This is a genomic window from Streptomyces curacoi, assembly GCF_001513975.1.
Taxonomy (GTDB): domain Bacteria; phylum Actinomycetota; class Actinomycetes; order Streptomycetales; family Streptomycetaceae; genus Streptomyces; species Streptomyces curacoi.
Window position 1 is genome coordinate 681,761 of sequence record NZ_KQ947984.1, and the last position, 17,034, is coordinate 698,794.

A 17,034-nucleotide genomic window follows, 5' to 3' on the forward strand; every position below is an offset into this window, starting at 1 on the left:
GCATGAGAAGCATGACGAGCTCCAGGGCAGGGGCGGTGGGACTGGCTGCGGCGACCCTCCTCACCACCGCGCTGACGGTCTGGCTGGCCCTGGCCCTGTACGACCAGCGCGAGGCGGACCAGCGCCGCCAGGACGTCCTGGCGGCGGCCCGGCAGTCGGCACTGAACTTCACCTCGCTCGACTACCGCCACTACGACCGCGACAGCGCGAACGTCCTCGCGGGTGCGACGGGCGACTTCAAGAAGCAGTTCGCGGCGCAGACGGGCCAGTTGACGGATCTGGTGGCCGAGAACAAGTCGGTCTCCGAGGGCCAGGTCCTGGAGGCCGGCATCGTCCGCTCCGACGAGGACTCGGCCCGGGTCCTGGTGGTGGCCGACAGCAAGGTGACGAACACGGCCGTGCCTCAGGGCGAGGCGCGCACCTACCGCCTCCAGCTGGACCTGGTGCACAAGGACGGCCGCTGGCTGACGTCGGACGTCGAGTTCGTCGGCTGACAAGCAGGAGTGAGGAGTACGACCATGCCGAAGACGACCACCACTCGGCGCACGCTGACGGCAGCCGCCCGCGCCGCGGCCAAGCGCGCGGAACGCGGCCACGGCGACGCCGCCCCGGCGGCGGCCACCGACGAGGACTCGGACACCCGTGCCGAGCGCCCGCTCGCGGGCCGCACGGTCCTCATCGAGGCCCCGAAGAACGGCTGGCAGGACCCGCCGGAGCCGTCGCCGGAGGCCTTCGAGGAGGACGACGACGCACCGGAGCACCGCAGCACACCCCGCCGCCGAAGGCTGCTCACGGCCCTGCTCGGCGTCCTGCTCGTGGCGGCCCTGGTCGCGCTCGCCGTACTGGGATGGCAGTACCGGGACGCCCGACGCACGGAGACGGCCCGCACGGAGGCGGTCGCGGCCGCACGCGAGGCGGCCCCCGTCGTCCTGTCCTACGACTACCGCCACCTGGACAAGGACTTCACAAAGGCCCGCGCCCACCTGACCGGCGACTTCCGCGACGAGTACGCCAAGACGACGAAGACCGTGGTCACCCCGACGGCCAAGAAGTACCACGGCGTGGTGAAGGCCACGATCGCCGCCCCGTCCTCCGCCGGCACCCCGGCCGCCTCCGTCGTATCGGCCTCCCCGGACAGGGTCGTGGTCCTGCTCTTCGTCAATCAGGTCACCGAGAGCACACAGGTTTCGGGGTCGCGGGTGGACTTGAACCGGGTGCGGATGACGATGACGCGGACGGACGACGGGTGGAAGGTGAGCGCGGTGGACGCGCTCTGAAAACCCTTTGGCGGATCGTCAGTACCGGATCTCGATGACGCGCCCTTCCGCGTCCGCCTCAGGGACCTCTGGAATCCGGCCCGCGACACCCAGCGCGATCCGGTGTGCCGACCAGGCCGCCGCAGCGGCGTCGAGAACGTCGTCCACAGGAACGCGGTCCGCCTCGCCGAGCTCGTCCGGCAGCACGAGCCCGGCTGCGGCCAGCAGCCGGCGGCGCAGGTTCTGGCCGCGCCAGGTCCTTTTGGGGTAGTCCAGCGGCACGCCGCCGGCCAGCGCGCGGAAGGACACCTCGGGATGCACCTCGTGGATCCGGTCGTCGGCGAGCCAACACGCCCTGGCCTCCAGCAGCTTGGGAGCCAGCGACCATGCCTGCCTGCTCAGCCGACACCCGGTGAGCGCCCGGCATCGCTCCGAGGCCGCCGGGTAGTCCGGCTCCAGCCACGCCGGCCGCGGTGCCATGAGGAAAACACTGCTTCGCCGCACCCGCAGCAACGCCCGCGCCTGGAGATCCGCGGCCCGCCAGCCCTGCTCGACCAGCCCGAGCGGCATGTCCACCGCGATCGCCGCCACCCCGGCGGCACGCTCGATCAACGCATCGAGCCGGACGCCGACCAGGCTGCCCGCGTACGCCCCGTCCGCGAGCCTGATCCCGGCCCACCCCTGCTTGCCACAGGCATCGATCCCCAGGACGTCCATGCCGCGTCGCCTCTCCTACGCGATTCGCAAAGACGGCCTCTGGGCTGCGCGGACGTTCTGCGTGACCAGAAGCCGTGCAGGACACGTGCACACCGGCCAGGGCCGAGGTCGTCGCAGCGATACGACGAGGCGTCGGCGCGGTTACCATCCTCTTGGCCGCCGTAGTCCTCGGCTTCATCGGGGACCACCTGCTCTCCGCCCATGATCGCGTCACGTGCGCGCTCGGGCCGCTCACGGTCCGGGCCACCGAACATGAATACCGCGATGAGCGTCGTCCCACTTCCCGCGTATCACGTTAGCCGACTGGCCCTGCACCGGCTCGCCAAACCCGACTGCGGGCTGCTTACCGCCGACAAGATCTTCGGAGAGACCACCGACGCCACCGGAGCTACCTGCTAGGCCTTGGGATTGACCAGGCGCAGCGGGTTGCCACGCGTGCGGCGGCGGCCACCGGGCGTGGTCTGTACCCGATGCCGTTCTCGGAAGTGACCGAGCCGTGCCAGTCCTTCAGCTCGATCATGCGGACGCGCCGGGGCGACGACCAGCAGGTCTCCCTCGCGGAAGTGGCCGGTGTTCGCGGTGAAGGTGAAGTTCGACCGGGCACACCAGGGATCGGAATCGGGCAGCTTCTCGCGGATCGCCTCCAGGCTGCGGCGTTCGGGATCGAACTCGGACTCGGTGACCGTGACCCACCGGCCTTCCCGCCTGCCTGTTCCCCGCTCCTCGTGTCCCGCGAGAGCTGCCGTTCCCCATGGTCGAGGAGACCGCGAAGCAGGGCCCGTCCTTCTCCTTGACATGGCACATCTGCATCACGCTCACTGCTTCCGGGCCGGAAATCCGGCGTCTCCTGAAGCTGCATGGGCCCTCCGTACCCGCGTGGTGCGGTTGCCGCAGCGGCATGACGTCTGGCGAATCTCAGGCTCCAACTCCAGCCAACGGCCAAGGGGTTGTCCTGATCCCGTACCCGCACTGTGCGATAGGCTTTTTCCTCGCTGCGCACCTTCCCGGAGGGTACGAGGCGGAGTCCGCGGTCCAGTCCGCTGGTCGTGAGTGACGGATGGGACGGATGCCCGGTAGGGCGGTCCTACCATTCCGAACTCACACCATGGAGTGGGCCCATATGGAATCGGTCGAGTACAAGCCTGCGCGTCGTCCTTGGATCCGCGAGATCCTGGCCGGCGCCGCCGCAGGCCTGATCTCCAACCTCGTATTGGAGGCACTGGCGGTGGCAGCACGCCACCTCATCTGAGGCGGGCACGTGGCGGGCCCGGGAGCCCGCCACTCCTCTTCACACCTGACTTCCTATATACGGCGAGGATCCGTCAGAAGAGGAGTTCTTGCCCAGGAGCGGTGTCATTGCCTTTCCTCTTCGGGCTGGGGCGATGCGGTACCCGCGCCTCGGCAGGAAGGTTTTCCCACGTGGGTCGGAGGCCATGTATCTGCACGTCACCGACGCAGGCCTTGAGGTAATCCTGGGTCTCCTCGTCCGTCGAGTAGAGCACCGTCGCGCGGCTGGCCCTCGTCATGAGCACGTGGTAGGCGTGCCGGACGCACCGGGCGAACTCTTCCTCGCTGTCTTCCTTACTCCCCGTCGTCTCCCTGAGCTTCATGTCGAACGAGCCGGGGACTTTGACGCGTTTAACCTTGGCTTCCGAGTCCTCATACCACTGCCCCTTGCGATAGACCCAGCGGTCGCCGCGTCTCACCATGTCGTCACCGAGGATCACCCCGCACCAGTCCCACTCAAGTCCCTGCGCCGTGTAGACACAGCCGATCTGGTTGATGCCGAAGGGGTGGACAGACCAAATCGTTGAGGGGGGCACCGCTCCGTCCTCGCAGAAGGAGTCGCTTTTGGCGTTCCACGGCCGGTGCCAGCCACCGATCCGCACGTCTGCCTCCAGGCGTGCGGCTTTGCCCTTTCCCACCGGCTCAGTCCACGGCCAGCAGAAGCCGGCCACCATGCGGGCCGTCGCTCCCGCCTCTGCCTCGGTCCTGATGATGTGCTCGAGTTCCTCCGGGCTGTCGGCCACCTCCACATGCATCAACCCGTCAGGGGTCCACTCGGTGGTTCCTGCCTCAATGCCCAGGACAGCACGGACCCAGCGGATGTAGGCGTCACTGCCTCCGCAGCGCCATTCCTCCCTGAGCCGATAGTGGAGCGGAGTGATCCCCCGCGCTCTGGCTGCTCCCTCGATCAGGCTTACCGTTCCGACCTCCTTCGGCCGCACGGACTGGCTCTCGTCGAGAAAGAACACCGTGAGCCGGGAGGCGTCAAGCAGATCGTCCACCTGAGGCTGCTTGCCGGACTTCTCTTCCCGGCGGTACATGTCGATGGTTCGCTCTCTCAAGCGATGCGCCTCGTCACAGATGAGGACGTCCAGGCGAGGCTCGGGAGGGGTCACGAAGTGGCTGAAGTAGGCGAACCTCTTCCTGAACTCCTTGTCCGTGTAGCCCACCTGCTCCTTGAGTGCCCCATTGAAGGCGCGGCTGCCACTGGCGTACTTCACCGTGTGGCCGCCCGCCTCAAAATCGGCCCTGAGCTGTAGACCGACCGCGCTCTTTCCAGTGCCTGCACCGCCCGTCACGATGAACACGGCTCGTCCGTCGTCCGGCAGCGCGACGGACTGGTCGGGATGACCGAGGACTGCTGCGGCTCGTTGCCGCACACTGGCCGCCACTCTCTTCTGCTGTCCGCGCAGGGTGAACACCGTGTCCTCTCCGCGGGATCTGATCATCGCGTCGAGAAGGGGCGTGTTGCGCAAATTCATCAGCCGCAGCAGTTGCTCTGCCTCGGAAGCCGCGCCCTCCTCCGCGAAATTCCCTCGCAGGTCCGCAAGGAGCAGGTCACGGCTGTCGCGGGTGTACACACGTTCGTAGGCGCCGGTCGGTGCCAACGTATCCAGCAGCGGCCGGACCGAGTCATCGGTGGCGTTGTGCAGGTATGCGAATCCGCCGCATTCGATCGAGATTCCACGCAGTGGTCCCTGATCCCCGGTGAACAACTGGTATGTGTCGCGGAGTTGTAGCGCAGGGTGCTTCTTTGGCTTCTTGATTCCCGGCACACTCACCAGCTCCGCCGTGGCCGCTTCCACCTGCGTCACCGTTGACCATCGCTTCAGTTCGACGAGTTGGAATGAGGGCAGACGCGTCTCAGGATGTCGGCCCACGAGCACGACATCGATGAGCCGCGGCTCGCCCCTCTCCGGTTCGTCGACCGTCGCTGCACACTCGACGACCATCTCGACGTTGCCCCGCTCCGCTGCGACCAGGTCCTCCGCCAGCTCGACCAGGCTCTCGGCCCACGCCTCGCGCTCGGAGTCCGACACATCGCGGCCTCGAAAGTACTGATACCTGGCCGCGAGATGAGGCACCATCCGCCGCCTCGAGTTCAGGGTGAGCAGATCCTGCGCGGACAATCTCAGCAGGAGCATGGACACGAGGTGGTTCCCCCAGGGCACGAGTGACTCGCGCGGGTGGGGGCATGTCCCTGGGGAAGCCCGTCGGGCCGCAATCCGGTACCGGTGATCTTAGAAACACGGCCCCATACAGAGAAACCGGATGCTTGTTCGTCGGCCCGATCCGTAGGCATCGTGGCCGGATCACGCTGCCAGTGGCATGGGCTTGGACGAACTCATGACCGTTCATGATGTTGCCGCCGCGCTGCTGGACATCCCCGGCCTGCGAGAGATGTGCCGTTCCATCGCCATAACCGCAGCCGTGCTGAATCCCTGCGACTACAAGTACTACTCCTTCGACGTGCGCTGGTCGGAGACTGAGGAAGCCTTTCTCGATGCGGAGCGGCAGCGGGGACGAGTTCGATGTCGTCTTTTCCCTTGCCGGCGCGTACATACGCGGCTTCGACCACGAGTCGCCGATGAGTCCGAACGCTGAGGACGTGGTCTGGCCGGGCGTGCTCGACTCGGTGCCTGGGGCCTTCCACGCCCAGATCGCAGAGCTGGCCCGACGGCTCCGGCTGGATGCTCGACCTGCTTGTCGAGCCCACTCCTGAAGCAGTCGTTCGCAGAGGACTAATACGAGTGCCCCGTCGACCTCGACGCCGTCTGCCACATTTATGGACAGCGGCCACTGGCGCCCGAGATCGCGGCTCGTCTGAATTCCGCTGCCTCCTTCGAGACGGTCTCAAAGGAGGCGGAGCGAACGGGCTACCCGGTTTGACCCGTTCTGGCCGCCTTCTGACCCGTTTCAGCTGCCTTCCCTGCCGGACCGTCCACGCTGCGGTCAGCCCCCTGCGGGGTCCCGTTCCAGACGGCCCCCAGCTCGCGTAGCTTCTCTCGGGTCTCTGGGTCCGTCGAATACACGACTGTGCCGACCATGCCCCGGGTCAGCAGCACCTTGTAGGTGTTGCGGATCAGGCGGTCCACGTCATGGTCAGGGGTGGACCTCTTGAAGACCGGGTCCTTCGACGCCGTGCGGTCCGTGATCCAGCGGTCGCCGCGCCAGACCAGATCGGGGCCGATGATCACGCCGGACCAGTCGTACTCGAAGCCCTGGGCGGTGTAGACGCAGCCGACCTGTCCGAAGCCGGCCGGGTCGGTGGCCCACAGGGCGGCCGGGGGCGCGCCGGAGACGGAGCGGTCACCGCGCAGGTTCCAGGGACGGCCCCAGTCGCCGATGACGACGTCGGGCGGGAGCGGGTCGCCGGGCTTGGGTTCCGGGGACCAGCTCCAGCAATAGCCCGCGGACATACGGGCGCCGTAGCCCTGGGTCCGACGGGCTTCGAGGAAGGCTTCCATCTCCTGCGGGCTGTCGGCGACCAGCAACTGCATACGGTCGTCGGGCTCCCATACGACCGGTCCGCCCGGCTCCAGGCCGAGGAGGCGGACCACCCAGCGCAGGTAGGCGTCACTGCCACCGCAACGGAACTGGCTGTCCAGGGGGACGACACTGCAGGGGATGCCGCGCTTCGCCGCTGCCGCCTTGATGTCGGCCACGGTGCCCATCTCGCCGGGGCGGACGACCTGGTGCTCGTCGAGGAAGAAGACGGGCACGTAGGCGACGTCGATGAGTTCGTCGATCTGTGCCCTGCCGGTACGATGCTCGGCGCGCGTGTAGCGGTTGGCCGAGGTCTCCCGGATACGGTGTGCCTCGTCGCAGATCAGGGCGCCCAGGCTGTTCTTCTCGGCCGTCATGAAGCTGTTGAAGTACTTGAACAGGTCCTGGACTTCCCGCTTGCGGGCTCCAGCGACCTTCCTCATCGTCTTCGTGAACGACTGCGAGCCGGTGGCGTGCAGCGCCGGAACCCCACGCCGGTAGAGCTCGCCGAGCAGTTGGAGAGCGATGACGCTCTTGCCGGTGCCTGGGCCGCCCGTGACGATGACGACCTCCTTGCGATCGGCGTGCTTGGCCTTCTCCACCGCGTTGAGCACCATGCGGTACGCGACCTGCTGCTCGTCGAGGAGGACGAACTGCGTGCGTTCGCGCACCTCCTGAGCGGCCACGGACATGAGCTGCTTCGACGGCACCGTGGCGCCTGCGCGGAGTTCGTCCGCCGCCCGGGCTCCCGGGTGCTTGTCGCTCAGCCTTGAACGAAGGTGGTCCAGGAAGGCGCCTCGGCGTTCCGCCGTGAAGAGCAGTCCGTGGCCGTCGCGCTCGATCTCCCGCAGTCCGGTCACTCCGAACTCGGTGGCATTGTGCAGATACGCCACTCCGGCCACCCGGTGCCCGTGTTCGGCCACCGCCCCATTGAAATTGACGAGATATTCGCAGTAGCGGCGCACCTGCTCGATGGGATTGAGTACCGGCTGGGCATAGGCGTCGACATGACACAGGGTGGGGTCGTCCTCATGTGGCAGTGCCTGGCTCCACTGCTTCAGCTCCACCACGACATAGGACGGCTCTCCCGTGACCGGGTGCACTCCAGCGAGGACGACATCGGCGCGCTTGCTGTTCAGCGGGAGCGCGTACTCCAGCATGACCTCCACGTCGCCCAGTCCGGCGTCGTTGAGTGCGGCGGCCAGGACGGGGATGCTGCGCTCCCAGGAACGCACTTCCGAGGCGCCGGGCCGATAGCCGTGCATGTGGACGAACTTGTCGGTGAGGTGCAGGAACAGCGAACCGTCGAGTGCCATGACGGCGACCGTTTTCGCGGACGCGCGGAACAGCAAGGACTTCCCCCAGGCAGCACGAAAAGACTCGTGCGGGTGGGGGCATGTCCTTCGAGACTCCACCGGGGTGGAGCGGAAGCCCGTCGGGCCGCGTTGACGATGTGTTTGAGGGTACCTGGCGGCACTGGCACTGGTACCGGTGGCGGCAGCAGACGCTGTGTCCGGGGTCTTCCCTGCCAACGCCAAGACGCCCGTCGCCAGCTGTCAGCGGTGCACTTGCGCCGACCCCCTTGCTGGCTCGCCGTGCCGGGCGTCATCCGGAGAACATGGCCTATGGCCAATGGCCGTGGAAATGTGAGGCGGCAGACGAGTCGGGCTGTACGCCGGGTTCTGTTCCGAGGGGTCCTCGCGGACCCCCCGGCGACGGCCATCCATCTAGGGCCGGCGTTGCCGTCGGCCTCCTGCGGTCTACCCGCGGACTCGGGCGGGCAGCCCTCGAACGTCCGCGCAGGGTCGCCCGCTCTTGCGAGAAGGCGGCCCCTCTTGACCTTGCTCCGGGTGGGGTTTACCTAGCTGCCCAGGTCACCCTGGGCACTGGTGGTCTCTTACACCACCGTTTCACCCTTACCCAGCGCCTGAGCGCCGGGCGGTCTGCTTTCTGTGGCACTGTCCCGCGGGTCACCCCGGGTGGCCGTTAGCCACCACCCTGCCCTGTGGAGCCCGGACGTTCCTCGGGAAGCCCCCTGGGGAGCTCCACGCGGCCGTCCGCCCGGCTCGTCTGCCGTGTGGACCATGTTACCGGCCTGCGAGGGGCGGCCGTAGCCGGCACTGATCCGGGCCTGCGATCAGCACGCCCGCTGGAGCCGAGCGTTCCGGCGACCTTCACCGGGCGCAGGCCGGTCTCTCGTAGGCCGCGTTCAGAGAAAGTCCGACGTGTCCAGGTCGAAGGCGAAGGGCTCCGGGAGGACCAGAGGCTTACCGAGGGGACGTGTGCAGTGCTCCCGGTAGTCGCCCTTCTCGGGGTCGCTGAAGAGGGTGACCGATGAGGCCTCGCGATCGACGAGCAGGTAGAGCGGGATGCCGCCGCGGGCGTAGCAGCGGCGCTTGGCCTCGCGGTCGGCCTTGGGCTTGGTGGAGGTCACCTCAAGGACCATGGCGACGCCGTCGCAGGGCATCCAGGAGTCGGCGCCCCGGTAGAGACGCAGCTTCCTCGGAGCGAACGTGCCGTCCGGGATCACGTGGTCCTTCGGGCAGTCGCTCCCGCTCTGCAACTTCAGTCCCTTGTTCCCGGAGAACTGCATGTCGGTCCGGGACCGCCTGTAGACCTGGTTCACGATCAACTCGATGCAGTCCTCGTGATCCCCGTCCGGCGGCGGTGTCACAACGATCTCCCCCTCGATCAGCTCCGCCCGGAAACCCTCCGGGGTGTCCAGGGCGAGAAAGCCCTCCAGCAGGACTTCTTCCTGCGTGAGCGGCTCATGGGCCATGGCAGTCATGTCACGCCCCTCCTTCGGTCGCTCGCCAGACTGGGACATCGGAAGATCACCTGTCCGTGAGATCGGGAACCGTTCCTTCGATCGTGGCACACGATCACGGCACCGTCAGGCGGCGAGCCGCTCGCTTGACCCTGCCGCAGCGTCAACGTCTCTACTGATCCCATGCGGATCGGAGAACTCGCCGCCGCCGTCGGCGTCACCACGCGGACCGTGCGGCACTACCACCATCAGGGGCTGCTGCCCGAGCCCGAGCGGCGTCCGAACGGCTACCGGGACTACACCCTGCGGCATGCCGTCGTGCTCGCGCGGATTCGGCGGCTGACCGAGTTGGGGCTGGGGCTCGCGGAGGTGCGGGACGTGCTCGCGGAGGATGCCGGGAAGGATCTTGTCGAGGTGCTGAGCGAGCTCGATGAGGATCTCGCGCGGCAGGAGGCCGCCATCCGGGAGCGGCGGGCGCGGTTGCGGGCGTTGCTGGAGACGGAGGGCGGGGTGCCGGCCGAAGGGCCTGTGTCGCCCCGGCTGGCCGCCCTGTTCCAGGACATGGCGCATGCCGCAGCCGACTCGCCCATGGCCGCCAAGGACCGCGAGATGCTCGCGCTGATCGAGACCACGGCCTCCCCCGAGGACCGTGAGCGGATCATGGAGGTGATGGGCGGCGCGCTGGCCACGCCGGGCGGGGTGGAGCGGGCCCTGGCCGCCTACGCCCTGCTCGACGACCTCGCCGACGCCGGCCCCGGCGACCCGCGCGTGGAGGAGGCCGCCCGCGCTCTGGCCGACTGTCTGCCCCGCGATCTGCTGCCGGGCGGTTGGGGCGACATCGATCACGACGACAGCTTCCTGCGCGCCTTCTACGCCGACTTCGCCCCGGCGCAGGCCGAGGCGATCCGCCGTACGCTGCGGATCCTCATGGAGGAGCGGCGATGAACGCCGTGCTCGTCGTGGCCCGGCACGAGCTGCGGCTCCTCGTCAGCCTCGCGCTGTGGGTGGCCCGGCGTCGCCACCAGACCGGCTCGGGCACCGCCTTCGGGTATGCGCGGGGGCAGGGCCCGGTGATGTTCGGGCTGGCGTTCGTGTGCGTGGTCGAGTCGATCACCATGTCCGTGCTGCTGCGGGACCATCCGGCCGTGCACCGGGTGGTGTTCCTCCTCGACGTGTACACCATCGTGCTGGTCGTCGCGCTGCACGCGGCCTCCGTCGTACGACCGCATGTGCTCGACGCCGACTCCCTGCGCATCCGGCGTGCCGCCCACGTCGATCTGCGGATACCGGTGGAGAAGATCGCGCATGTGCGGCGCGAGTTGCGCACGACCCATGAGCGGGCGGAGGGTGAGCTCGATGTCGTCATCGGGGCGCAGACTTCGGTGACGCTCGAACTCGCCGACACCGTCCCCTACTTCGGCTTCCTCGGTCGTCGGCGGGACATCCGCCTCGTCCGCTTTCACGCCGACGACGCCGACGCCCTCGTACGAGCGATCACGACGGCACGAAGCGCACCTTCGCCACGCCCGGATCGGCCTGGGTGAGGCGGACCCGGAGACGTTCTCCCAGGGGGAGCCGGTCCGTGCCCTCGATCCGGCCTATGACCGCCGGAGACTCCAACTGCACGGTGCCCCGGGCGGGTTGCCGCTCCTGCACGTCCACCACCCAGCCGTCGAACACCTCCCCCACCCGGTCCTTCAGCAGCGCCGCCTCCACGAGGTCGACGCACTCCCGCTCGACGGTGCCCGCGCGCCGCGCTCCCTCGGCCATCCGGGCGGGCAGCGCGTCCAGGGCGGACAGCACCCAGTCGGGCACCGGCTGTCCGGCGGCGGTGGCCAGGCAGATCTCACTGACGTACCGGTCGGCGAGGCGGCGCAGTGGCGCCGTGCAGTGGGCGTAGGGGGCGGCCACGGCGGAGTGGGTGGTGATGACGGGGAGGTCGCCGTCCCGGAAGACGGTGTAGCCGGCGCCGCGCAGCAGCGTCGTGCACTCCTGGAGGAAGGCCGCGTGGTGCGGGCGGTGCGGGTCGAGGGAGCGGACCAGTTCGGCGTACGAGACGTGGTGCGGCCAGTCGATGTGCAGGGCGTGCGCGGTGCGGCGCAGGCGGCCGACGGCGCCGTCGGGGGCGGCGGGGAGGGTCCGCAGGATGCCGGTGCCGCCTGCCAGCATCAGGTCGGCGGCGGCCATGCCGGTGAGCAGGGAGAGCTGGGCGTTCCAGCCGTCGGCGGGGTGGGGTGCGCGGTAGGCGAGTTCGTAGGTGTGGTCACCGTCGCGCTCGACTATCTCCTGCTCCGGCACGTTCAGCGAGATCCCGCCCCGCTCCACCTCCAGCCGCTCCCGCAGCTCCCCGATCTCCTTCAGCAGCGCGAGCGGCTCCTCGGCGGTCCCGCTGTCGATCTCCTTCTGCACGGCCGCGTAGTCCAGCTTGGCCCGGCTGCGCACCAGGGCACGGCGGACGTCGACGGCGAGCGTACGGCCCTCCGCGTCGAGGTCGATGGTCCACAGGACGGCGGGCCGGACCTGGTCCGGGAGCAGGCTCGCCGCGCCCTCGCCGAGCACCTCGGGGTGGAGCGGGATCCGCCCGTCGGGGAAGTAGAGGGTCATCACCCGCCGGTGCGCCTCCCGGTCGAGCGCGCTCGACGGTACGACGAAGGCGGCGACGTCGGCGATGGCGTACCGGACGCGGTAGCCGGTGCCCTGCCGGGAGAGGTGCATCGCCTGGTCGAGGTCGGTGGAGGTGGGCGGGTCGATGGTGAGGAAGGGGAGGTCGGTGGCGTCGTGCGACGGGCGGGCGGTGGCGTTGGCGGCCTGTTCGGCCTCCGCCGACACCTCGGGCGGGAAGCTGCCGGAGACGCCCAGTTCGGTACGGAGCGCGCCGAGGGCGGCCCGGAGGGGGGCCTCGGGTGCGCCGGTCACTCGGATGTGGCGGCGGGGCATGTGTCGAGCGTAGGGCGAGGGCCGCCGGGTGGCACGCCGTACGCTGTGGCGGAGTTCGACTGAAGGAGTACGTGTGCTTGTCCTGCTGCCGCCTTCCGAGGGGAAGGCCCCGTCCGGTCGGGGTGCCTCGCTGAAGCTGGAGTCACTGTCGCTGCCGGGGCTCAACGAGGCCCGTGAGGCCGTTCTCGGCGAGCTCGTCGAGCTGTGTGCGGGCGACGAGGACAAGGCGCGGGAGGTACTCGGGCTGAGTGAGGGCCTGCGGGGCGAGGTCGCGAAGAACGCCGCGCTGCGCACGGCCGGCGCGCGGCCCGCCGGGGAGATCTACACCGGGGTCTTGTACGACGCCCTCGACCTGGCGTCGCTGGACGCGGCGGCGAAGAAGCGGGCGGCCCGGTCACTGCTGGTCTTCTCGGGACTGTGGGGTGCCGTCGGGGTCACCGACAAGATCCCCTCCTACCGCTGCTCGATGGGCGTGAAGCTCCCCGGCCTCGGTGCGCTCGGCGCGCACTGGCGGGCGCCGATGGCCGGTGTGCTGCCGGAGGCGGCCGGGGACGGGCTGGTGCTGGATCTGCGGTCGTCGGCGTACGCGGCGGCGTGGAAGCCGAAGGGCGAGGTGGCCGGGCGGACGGCGACGGTGCGGGTGCTGCACGCGCCGACCCGGAAGGTCGTCAGCCACTTCAACAAGGCGACGAAGGGGCGGATCGTACGGAGCCTGCTGACGGCCGGCGCCGCGCCCGAGGGCCCGGCCGAGCTGGTGGAGGTGCTGCGGGATCTCGGATACGAGGTGGAGGTCGAGGCGCCCGGGAAGGCCGGGAAGGCGTGGACGCTCGATGTGCTGGTGACGGAGATCCACTAGCCCGCATCGTCCTCCCCTGAGGGCGCATCGCGTGCATTGCATCATGCGCAACTCCCTTTGCGCACACTGCATGCCCTGGGCAGGATGAGGCCATGACCTCCGTCCTGGATCTCGCGCCCGTCGTCCCTGTGGTCGTGGTCGACGATCCCGCCGACGCCGTACCGCTGGCCAGGGCGCTGGTCGCGGGCGGGCTGCCCGCGATCGAGGTGACGCTGCGGACGCCGACCGCGTGGGCGGCGATCCGGGCGGTCGCCGACGCGGTGCCGGACGCGGTGGTCGGGGCGGGCACGGTGATCACACCGGAACAGGTGTCGGAGGCGGTCGCGGCGGGGGCGCGCTTCCTGGTAAGCCCCGGCTGGACGGACGTACTGCTCGATGCCATGCGGGGGTCCGGGGTGCCGTATCTGCCGGGCGTGTCGACCACGTCCGAGGTGGTGGCACTGCTGGAGCGCGGGGTGCGGGAGATGAAGTTCTTCCCGGCCGAGGCGGCGGGCGGCACGGCGTATCTCAGGTCGTTGTACGGGCCGCTGCCACAGGCCCGGTTCTGTCCCACGGGCGGGATCGGTCCGGCGTCGGCCCCGGGCTATCTCGCGCTGCCCAACGTCGGTTGCGTGGGCGGCAGTTGGATGCTTCCGGTGGACGCGGTGGCGGCCCGGGACTGGGGGCGGGTCGAGGCGCTGGCGCGGGAGGCGGCCCGGCTCAGGGACTCAGGGGCGCAGGTGTGAGGTGTCGTTGACGAGACGGACGCTGGCGTTGCCGTCGGCGTAGTACGCGATCGCCGAGAGGGAGGCCGCCGACAGTTCCATGCGGAACAGGGACTCGGGCGGGGCGCCGAGGGCGAGGCGTACGAACGTCTTGATCGGGGTGACGTGCGTGACGAGGAGGACCGTGCGGCCGGTGTACGCCGCGATCAGCTTGTCGCGGGTGGCGGCTATGCGGGTGGCGGTCGCCGCGAAGCTCTCGCCGTCGCCGGTGGGGCGGGCCTCGGGGTCGGCCAGCCAGGCGTCGAGGTCTTCCGGGTAGCGCTCGCGGACCTCGCCGAAGGTGAGGCCCTCCCAGGCGCCGAAGTCGGTCTCGCGCAGGCCGTCGTCGATGGTCACCTCCAGGCCGAGGCGGGCGGCGACGATGCCCGCGGTCTCCCAGGTGCGGGCCAGCGGCGAGGCCACGACGGCCTGGATGGTGCCGCGCCGGGCGAGGGCGGCGCCGACCCGCTCGGCCTGCTCCCGGCCGACGTCGGAGAGGGACGGATCGGTACCGCCACTGCCGGAGAACCGCTTCTGGGGGGTGAGGGGGGTCTCCCCGTGCCGGAGCAGTACGAAGGTGGCCGGGGCCCCCATGTCGGCGGGGGCCCAGCCGGACGAGGGCGTGGCCACGGTGCGCGCGGCCCTGACGTCGGCCTCGGCCGCCGCGGAAAGCCGCCCCTCGGCCGCCGCGGAAACCCGCCCCTCGGCCAGCGCCGCACGCGCCCGCGCCGCGCCCGCGGCGGCGTCTCCCGGCGGGCCGGACGGCTCGGGCTCGGGCTCGGCCACGGCCCGCGCGGCCCGCGCGTCAGCCGCCGCGAGTTCGGCGGTGGACGCCGCCGGCGACCAGGGCTCCCCCCGCTTCCCGGCGTCCATCGCCTCGTTGGCCAGCCGGTCCGCGTGCTTGTTCTGCTCCCTGGGCATCCACTCGTACGTCACCCGCGTCGCCGGGAAGACCCGCGCCGCCTCGAACGCCAGCGGCTTCATGTCGGGGTGCTTGATCTTCCAGCGGCCCGACATCTGCTCGATGACCAGCTTGGAGTCCATACGGACGTGGACCGTGGCCGTCGGGTCCAGCTCGTGCGCGGCGCGCAGACCCGCGAGCAGGCCGCGGTACTCGGCCACGTTGTTCGTGGCGACGCCGATGTACTCGGCCGCCTCGGCCAGGGTCTGGCCCGTCGCCGCGTCGATGACCACGGCGCCGTAGCCCGCGGGCCCCGGGTTGCCCCGTGACCCGCCGTCGGCCTCGACGATGAACTCCCGCACGACCAAAGCCCCTTGTATTTACCGAGGTCCTACAGAGCCGACTGTTTACCGAGTCCTACAGACCCGACTGGTTACCGAGGTCCTACAGACCCGACTGGTTACCGAGGTCCTACAGACCCGACTCAGCCGTGCGCACCAGGATCCGGCGGCAGTTCTCGCACCGCACCACCGTGTCCGGCGCGGCCGAGCGGATCTCGCTCAGCTCGGTGATGGCGAGCTCCTGGCGGCAGCCCTGGCAGGTGCGCTGGTACAGCTTGGCCGCGCCGATGCCGCCCTGCTGCTCGCGCAGCTTGTCGTAGAGCCTCAGCAGGTCGGCGGGGACGGCGGCGGAGATGACCTCGCGCTCCTTGGTCACGCTCGCCACCTCGCCGTCGATCTCCTCGAACGCGGCGTCCCGGCGGGCGGTCGCGTCGTCGATCTTCGACTGGACGGAGGCGACCCGCTCGGTCAGCTCGGCGACCCGCTCCTGCGCGGACTCACGGCGCTCCATGACGTCCAGGACGATGTCCTCCAGGTCGCCCTGCCGCTTGGCGAGGGAGGCGATCTCGTGCTGGAGGTTCTCCAGGTCCTTCGGGGAGGTGATGGCGCCGGAGTCCAGTCGCTGCTGGTCGCGGGCGGAGCGCTGGCGGACCTGGTCCACGTCCTGCTCGGCCTTGGTCTGCTCGCGGGCGCAGTCGCTCTCCTCGGTCTGCGCGGCCACGAGCAGGTCGCGCAGCTGGGTGAGGTCCTTGGTCAGCGACTCGATCTCGGCGTGCTCGGGCAGGGACCTCCGCCGGTGCGCGAGCTGCTGCAGGCGGACGTCGAGGGCCTGGACGTCGAGAAGTCGGATCTGGTCGGCCGGCGCGGCGTTCAGTTGGGGGCTCCCGTTGTGCTAGTGGGCGGGTTGGACGCCGCGTGGGCGGTCCAGGGGTCGGTGACCGTCTTCGAGACGTGGACGCGCAGGTCCCAGCCATGGCGGTCGGAGATCTCGTCGAGCTGGGCGGCGGCCAGCTCGCACCAGGGCCATTCGGTGGCCCAGTGCGCCGCGTCGAGCAGCGCGAGGGGACTGTGCGCCACGGCCTCGGAGGCCGGGTGGTGGCGCAGGTCCGCGGTGAGGAAGGCGTCGACGCCGGCCGCCCGTACCTGGTCGAAGAGGCTGTCGCCGGAGCCGCCGCTCACGGCGATGGTGCGGACGACGGCTTCGGGGTCGCCGGCCACGCGGATGCCCTGCGCCGTGGCGGGCAGCCGTTCGGCGGTGCGGGCGGCGAGTTCGCGGACGGTCAGGGGCTGGTCGAGCTCGCAGACGCGGCCCAGTCCCCGGCGGCCCTCCGGGTCACTCGTGTCGGGCACGAGCGGTCGTACGACCCTCAGGTCCAGCGCACCGGCCAACGCGTCGCTGACGCCCGGGTCGGCGGTGTCGGCGTTGGTGTGCGCCACGTGCAGCGCGATGTCGTTCTTGATCAGCGTGTGGACGACCCGGCCCTTGAAGGTGGAGGCCGCGACCGTCGTCGTCCCGCGCAGGTAGAGGGGGTGGTGGGTGACCAGCAGGTCGGCGCCCAGCTTCACCGCCTCGTCCACGATCTCCCGCACCGGGTCGACGGCGAACAGGACCCGGGAGACCTCCTGGTCGGGGTCGCCCACGACGGTGCCGACCGCGTCCCAGGACTCGGCCCGCTCGGCGGGCCACAGGTTCTCCAGCGCGGCGATGACTTCAGACAGACGGGGCACGAAGGAAAGGCTACC

16 protein-coding genes, 1 other RNA gene and 1 pseudogene are annotated in these 17,034 nt (G+C 69.9%); 8 read left to right on the top strand and 10 right to left on the bottom strand.

Translation table 11 applies throughout. The features are described 5' to 3' along the window. The first annotated feature begins 11 nt into the window (after positions 1 to 11). Both AQI70_RS03040 and AQI70_RS03045 read left to right on the top strand, forming a co-directional pair. Positions 12 to 494, top strand: coding sequence for a hypothetical protein (locus AQI70_RS03040; protein WP_107116893.1), 483 nt, complete (start codon positions 12 to 14; stop codon positions 492 to 494). A gap of 24 nt (positions 495 to 518) precedes the next feature. Further along, positions 519 to 1,277 (top strand): hypothetical protein, encoded by a 759-nt coding sequence (locus AQI70_RS03045; RefSeq protein ID WP_062143652.1) that lies wholly within the window; start codon positions 519 to 521, stop codon positions 1,275 to 1,277. Between the two features lie 18 nt (positions 1,278 to 1,295). Here AQI70_RS03045 and AQI70_RS03050 read toward each other — a convergent pair whose 3' ends face one another. Together AQI70_RS03050 and AQI70_RS39960 are read right to left on the bottom strand one after the other, a co-directional pair. After that, positions 1,296 to 1,973, bottom strand: a complete 678-nt coding sequence (locus tag AQI70_RS03050) for a DUF429 domain-containing protein (RefSeq protein WP_062143655.1) — start codon at positions 1,971 to 1,973, stop codon at positions 1,296 to 1,298. 398 nt (positions 1,974 to 2,371) lie between these two features. Continuing rightward, positions 2,372 to 2,620, bottom strand: a pseudogene (locus AQI70_RS39960) (nuclease-related domain-containing protein); the annotation flags it as partial. 473 nt (positions 2,621 to 3,093) lie between these two features. Between AQI70_RS39960 and AQI70_RS39965 the strand changes: the two are divergent. Then, positions 3,094 to 3,222: a DUF6408 family protein gene (locus tag AQI70_RS39965; RefSeq protein WP_244181436.1), complete on the top strand. Its 129-nt coding sequence runs from the start codon at positions 3,094 to 3,096 to the stop codon at positions 3,220 to 3,222. Positions 3,223 to 3,295: 73 nt separating this feature from the next. Here the strand turns inward: AQI70_RS39965 and AQI70_RS03055 are convergent, their stop codons facing one another. Continuing rightward, on the bottom strand, positions 3,296 to 5,404 hold the full coding sequence (locus AQI70_RS03055; RefSeq protein WP_244181463.1) for a DUF2075 domain-containing protein: 2,109 nt from the start codon (positions 5,402 to 5,404) through the stop codon (positions 3,296 to 3,298). 184 nt (positions 5,405 to 5,588) lie between these two features. Here AQI70_RS03055 and AQI70_RS39970 point away from each other — a divergent pair, with 184 nt between their 5' ends. Beyond that, the gene (locus AQI70_RS39970; RefSeq protein ID WP_244181437.1) at positions 5,589 to 5,864 is read left to right on the top strand and encodes a hypothetical protein; all 276 of its coding nucleotides are present in this window, start codon (positions 5,589 to 5,591) and stop codon (positions 5,862 to 5,864) included. A gap of 272 nt (positions 5,865 to 6,136) precedes the next feature. Here the strand turns inward: AQI70_RS39970 and AQI70_RS03065 are convergent, their stop codons facing one another. From AQI70_RS03065 to AQI70_RS03075, 3 genes are all read right to left on the bottom strand, one after another. After that, positions 6,137 to 8,098 carry a DUF2075 domain-containing protein gene (locus AQI70_RS03065; protein WP_062143671.1) on the bottom strand — a complete coding sequence of 654 codons (1,962 nt, stop codon included), beginning with the start codon at positions 8,096 to 8,098 and terminating at the stop codon, positions 6,137 to 6,139. A gap of 303 nt (positions 8,099 to 8,401) precedes the next feature. Then, positions 8,402 to 8,815: RNase P RNA component class A (gene rnpB / locus AQI70_RS03070), an RNA gene on the bottom strand. A gap of 140 nt (positions 8,816 to 8,955) precedes the next feature. Continuing rightward, a complete protein-coding gene (locus AQI70_RS03075; RefSeq protein WP_062143675.1) occupies positions 8,956 to 9,534 on the bottom strand; it encodes a Uma2 family endonuclease in 579 nt (192 codons plus the stop codon). Between the two features lie 162 nt (positions 9,535 to 9,696). Here AQI70_RS03075 and AQI70_RS03080 point away from each other — a divergent pair, with 162 nt between their 5' ends. Further along, positions 9,697 to 10,458, top strand: coding sequence for a MerR family transcriptional regulator (locus AQI70_RS03080; RefSeq protein WP_062143677.1), 762 nt, complete (start codon positions 9,697 to 9,699; stop codon positions 10,456 to 10,458). Continuing rightward, on the top strand, positions 10,455 to 11,057 hold the full coding sequence (locus AQI70_RS03085) for a hypothetical protein (RefSeq protein WP_062143680.1): 603 nt from the start codon (positions 10,455 to 10,457) through the stop codon (positions 11,055 to 11,057). Before AQI70_RS03080 ends, AQI70_RS03085 begins: the two co-directional genes overlap by 4 nt. Here the strand turns inward: AQI70_RS03085 and AQI70_RS03090 are convergent. Beyond that, positions 11,008 to 12,450 carry an RNB domain-containing ribonuclease gene (locus tag AQI70_RS03090; protein ID WP_062143683.1) on the bottom strand — a complete coding sequence of 481 codons (1,443 nt, stop codon included), beginning with the start codon at positions 12,448 to 12,450 and terminating at the stop codon, positions 11,008 to 11,010. The genes AQI70_RS03085 and AQI70_RS03090 overlap by 50 nt on opposite strands. 73 nt (positions 12,451 to 12,523) lie before the next feature. Between AQI70_RS03090 and yaaA the strand changes: the two genes are divergently transcribed. Both yaaA and eda read left to right on the top strand, forming a co-directional pair. After that, on the top strand, positions 12,524 to 13,306 hold the full coding sequence (gene yaaA / locus AQI70_RS03095) for a peroxide stress protein YaaA (RefSeq protein WP_062143686.1): 783 nt from the start codon (positions 12,524 to 12,526) through the stop codon (positions 13,304 to 13,306). 92 nt (positions 13,307 to 13,398) lie between these two features. Further along, the gene (gene eda / locus AQI70_RS03100) at positions 13,399 to 14,031 is read left to right on the top strand and encodes a bifunctional 4-hydroxy-2-oxoglutarate aldolase/2-dehydro-3-deoxy-phosphogluconate aldolase (RefSeq protein WP_062143689.1); all 633 of its coding nucleotides are present in this window, start codon (positions 13,399 to 13,401) and stop codon (positions 14,029 to 14,031) included. Here eda and AQI70_RS03105 read toward each other — a convergent pair. The 3 genes from AQI70_RS03105 to AQI70_RS03115 form a co-directional block, all read right to left on the bottom strand. Beyond that, the gene (locus tag AQI70_RS03105) at positions 14,014 to 15,312 is read right to left on the bottom strand and encodes a bifunctional RNase H/acid phosphatase (RefSeq protein ID WP_062145025.1); all 1,299 of its coding nucleotides are present in this window, start codon (positions 15,310 to 15,312) and stop codon (positions 14,014 to 14,016) included. The two genes, eda and AQI70_RS03105, sit on opposite strands and share 18 nt — an antisense overlap. Before the next feature lie 109 nt (positions 15,313 to 15,421). Beyond that, positions 15,422 to 16,165 carry a zinc ribbon domain-containing protein gene (locus AQI70_RS40580; protein ID WP_079051122.1) on the bottom strand — a complete coding sequence of 248 codons (744 nt, stop codon included), beginning with the start codon at positions 16,163 to 16,165 and terminating at the stop codon, positions 15,422 to 15,424. Further along, complete coding sequence (locus tag AQI70_RS03115; protein WP_062143695.1) at positions 16,162 to 17,019, bottom strand: Nif3-like dinuclear metal center hexameric protein; 858 nt, start codon at positions 17,017 to 17,019, stop codon at positions 16,162 to 16,164. Before AQI70_RS03115 ends, AQI70_RS40580 begins: the two co-directional genes overlap by 4 nt. Between the last annotated feature and the right edge of the window lie 15 nt (positions 17,020 to 17,034).

Coding starts and splice junctions, on each gene's coding strand:
- AQI70_RS03040 (WP_107116893.1), top strand. CDS start 12: ATGACGAGCTCCAGGGCAGGGGCGGTGGGACTGGCTGCGGCGACCCTC.
- AQI70_RS03045 (WP_062143652.1), top strand. CDS start 519: ATGCCGAAGACGACCACCACTCGGCGCACGCTGACGGCAGCCGCCCGC.
- AQI70_RS03050 (WP_062143655.1), bottom strand. CDS start 1,973: ATGGACGTCCTGGGGATCGATGCCTGTGGCAAGCAGGGGTGGGCCGGG.
- AQI70_RS39965 (WP_244181436.1), top strand. CDS start 3,094: ATGGAATCGGTCGAGTACAAGCCTGCGCGTCGTCCTTGGATCCGCGAG.
- AQI70_RS03055 (WP_244181463.1), bottom strand. CDS start 5,404: ATGCTCCTGCTGAGATTGTCCGCGCAGGATCTGCTCACCCTGAACTCG.
- AQI70_RS39970 (WP_244181437.1), top strand. CDS start 5,589: ATGGGCTTGGACGAACTCATGACCGTTCATGATGTTGCCGCCGCGCTG.
- AQI70_RS03075 (WP_062143675.1), bottom strand. CDS start 9,534: ATGACTGCCATGGCCCATGAGCCGCTCACGCAGGAAGAAGTCCTGCTG.
- AQI70_RS03080 (WP_062143677.1), top strand. CDS start 9,697: ATGCGGATCGGAGAACTCGCCGCCGCCGTCGGCGTCACCACGCGGACC.
- AQI70_RS03085 (WP_062143680.1), top strand. CDS start 10,455: ATGAACGCCGTGCTCGTCGTGGCCCGGCACGAGCTGCGGCTCCTCGTC.
- AQI70_RS03090 (WP_062143683.1), bottom strand. CDS start 12,450: ATGCCCCGCCGCCACATCCGAGTGACCGGCGCACCCGAGGCCCCCCTC.
- eda (WP_062143689.1), top strand. CDS start 13,399: ATGACCTCCGTCCTGGATCTCGCGCCCGTCGTCCCTGTGGTCGTGGTC.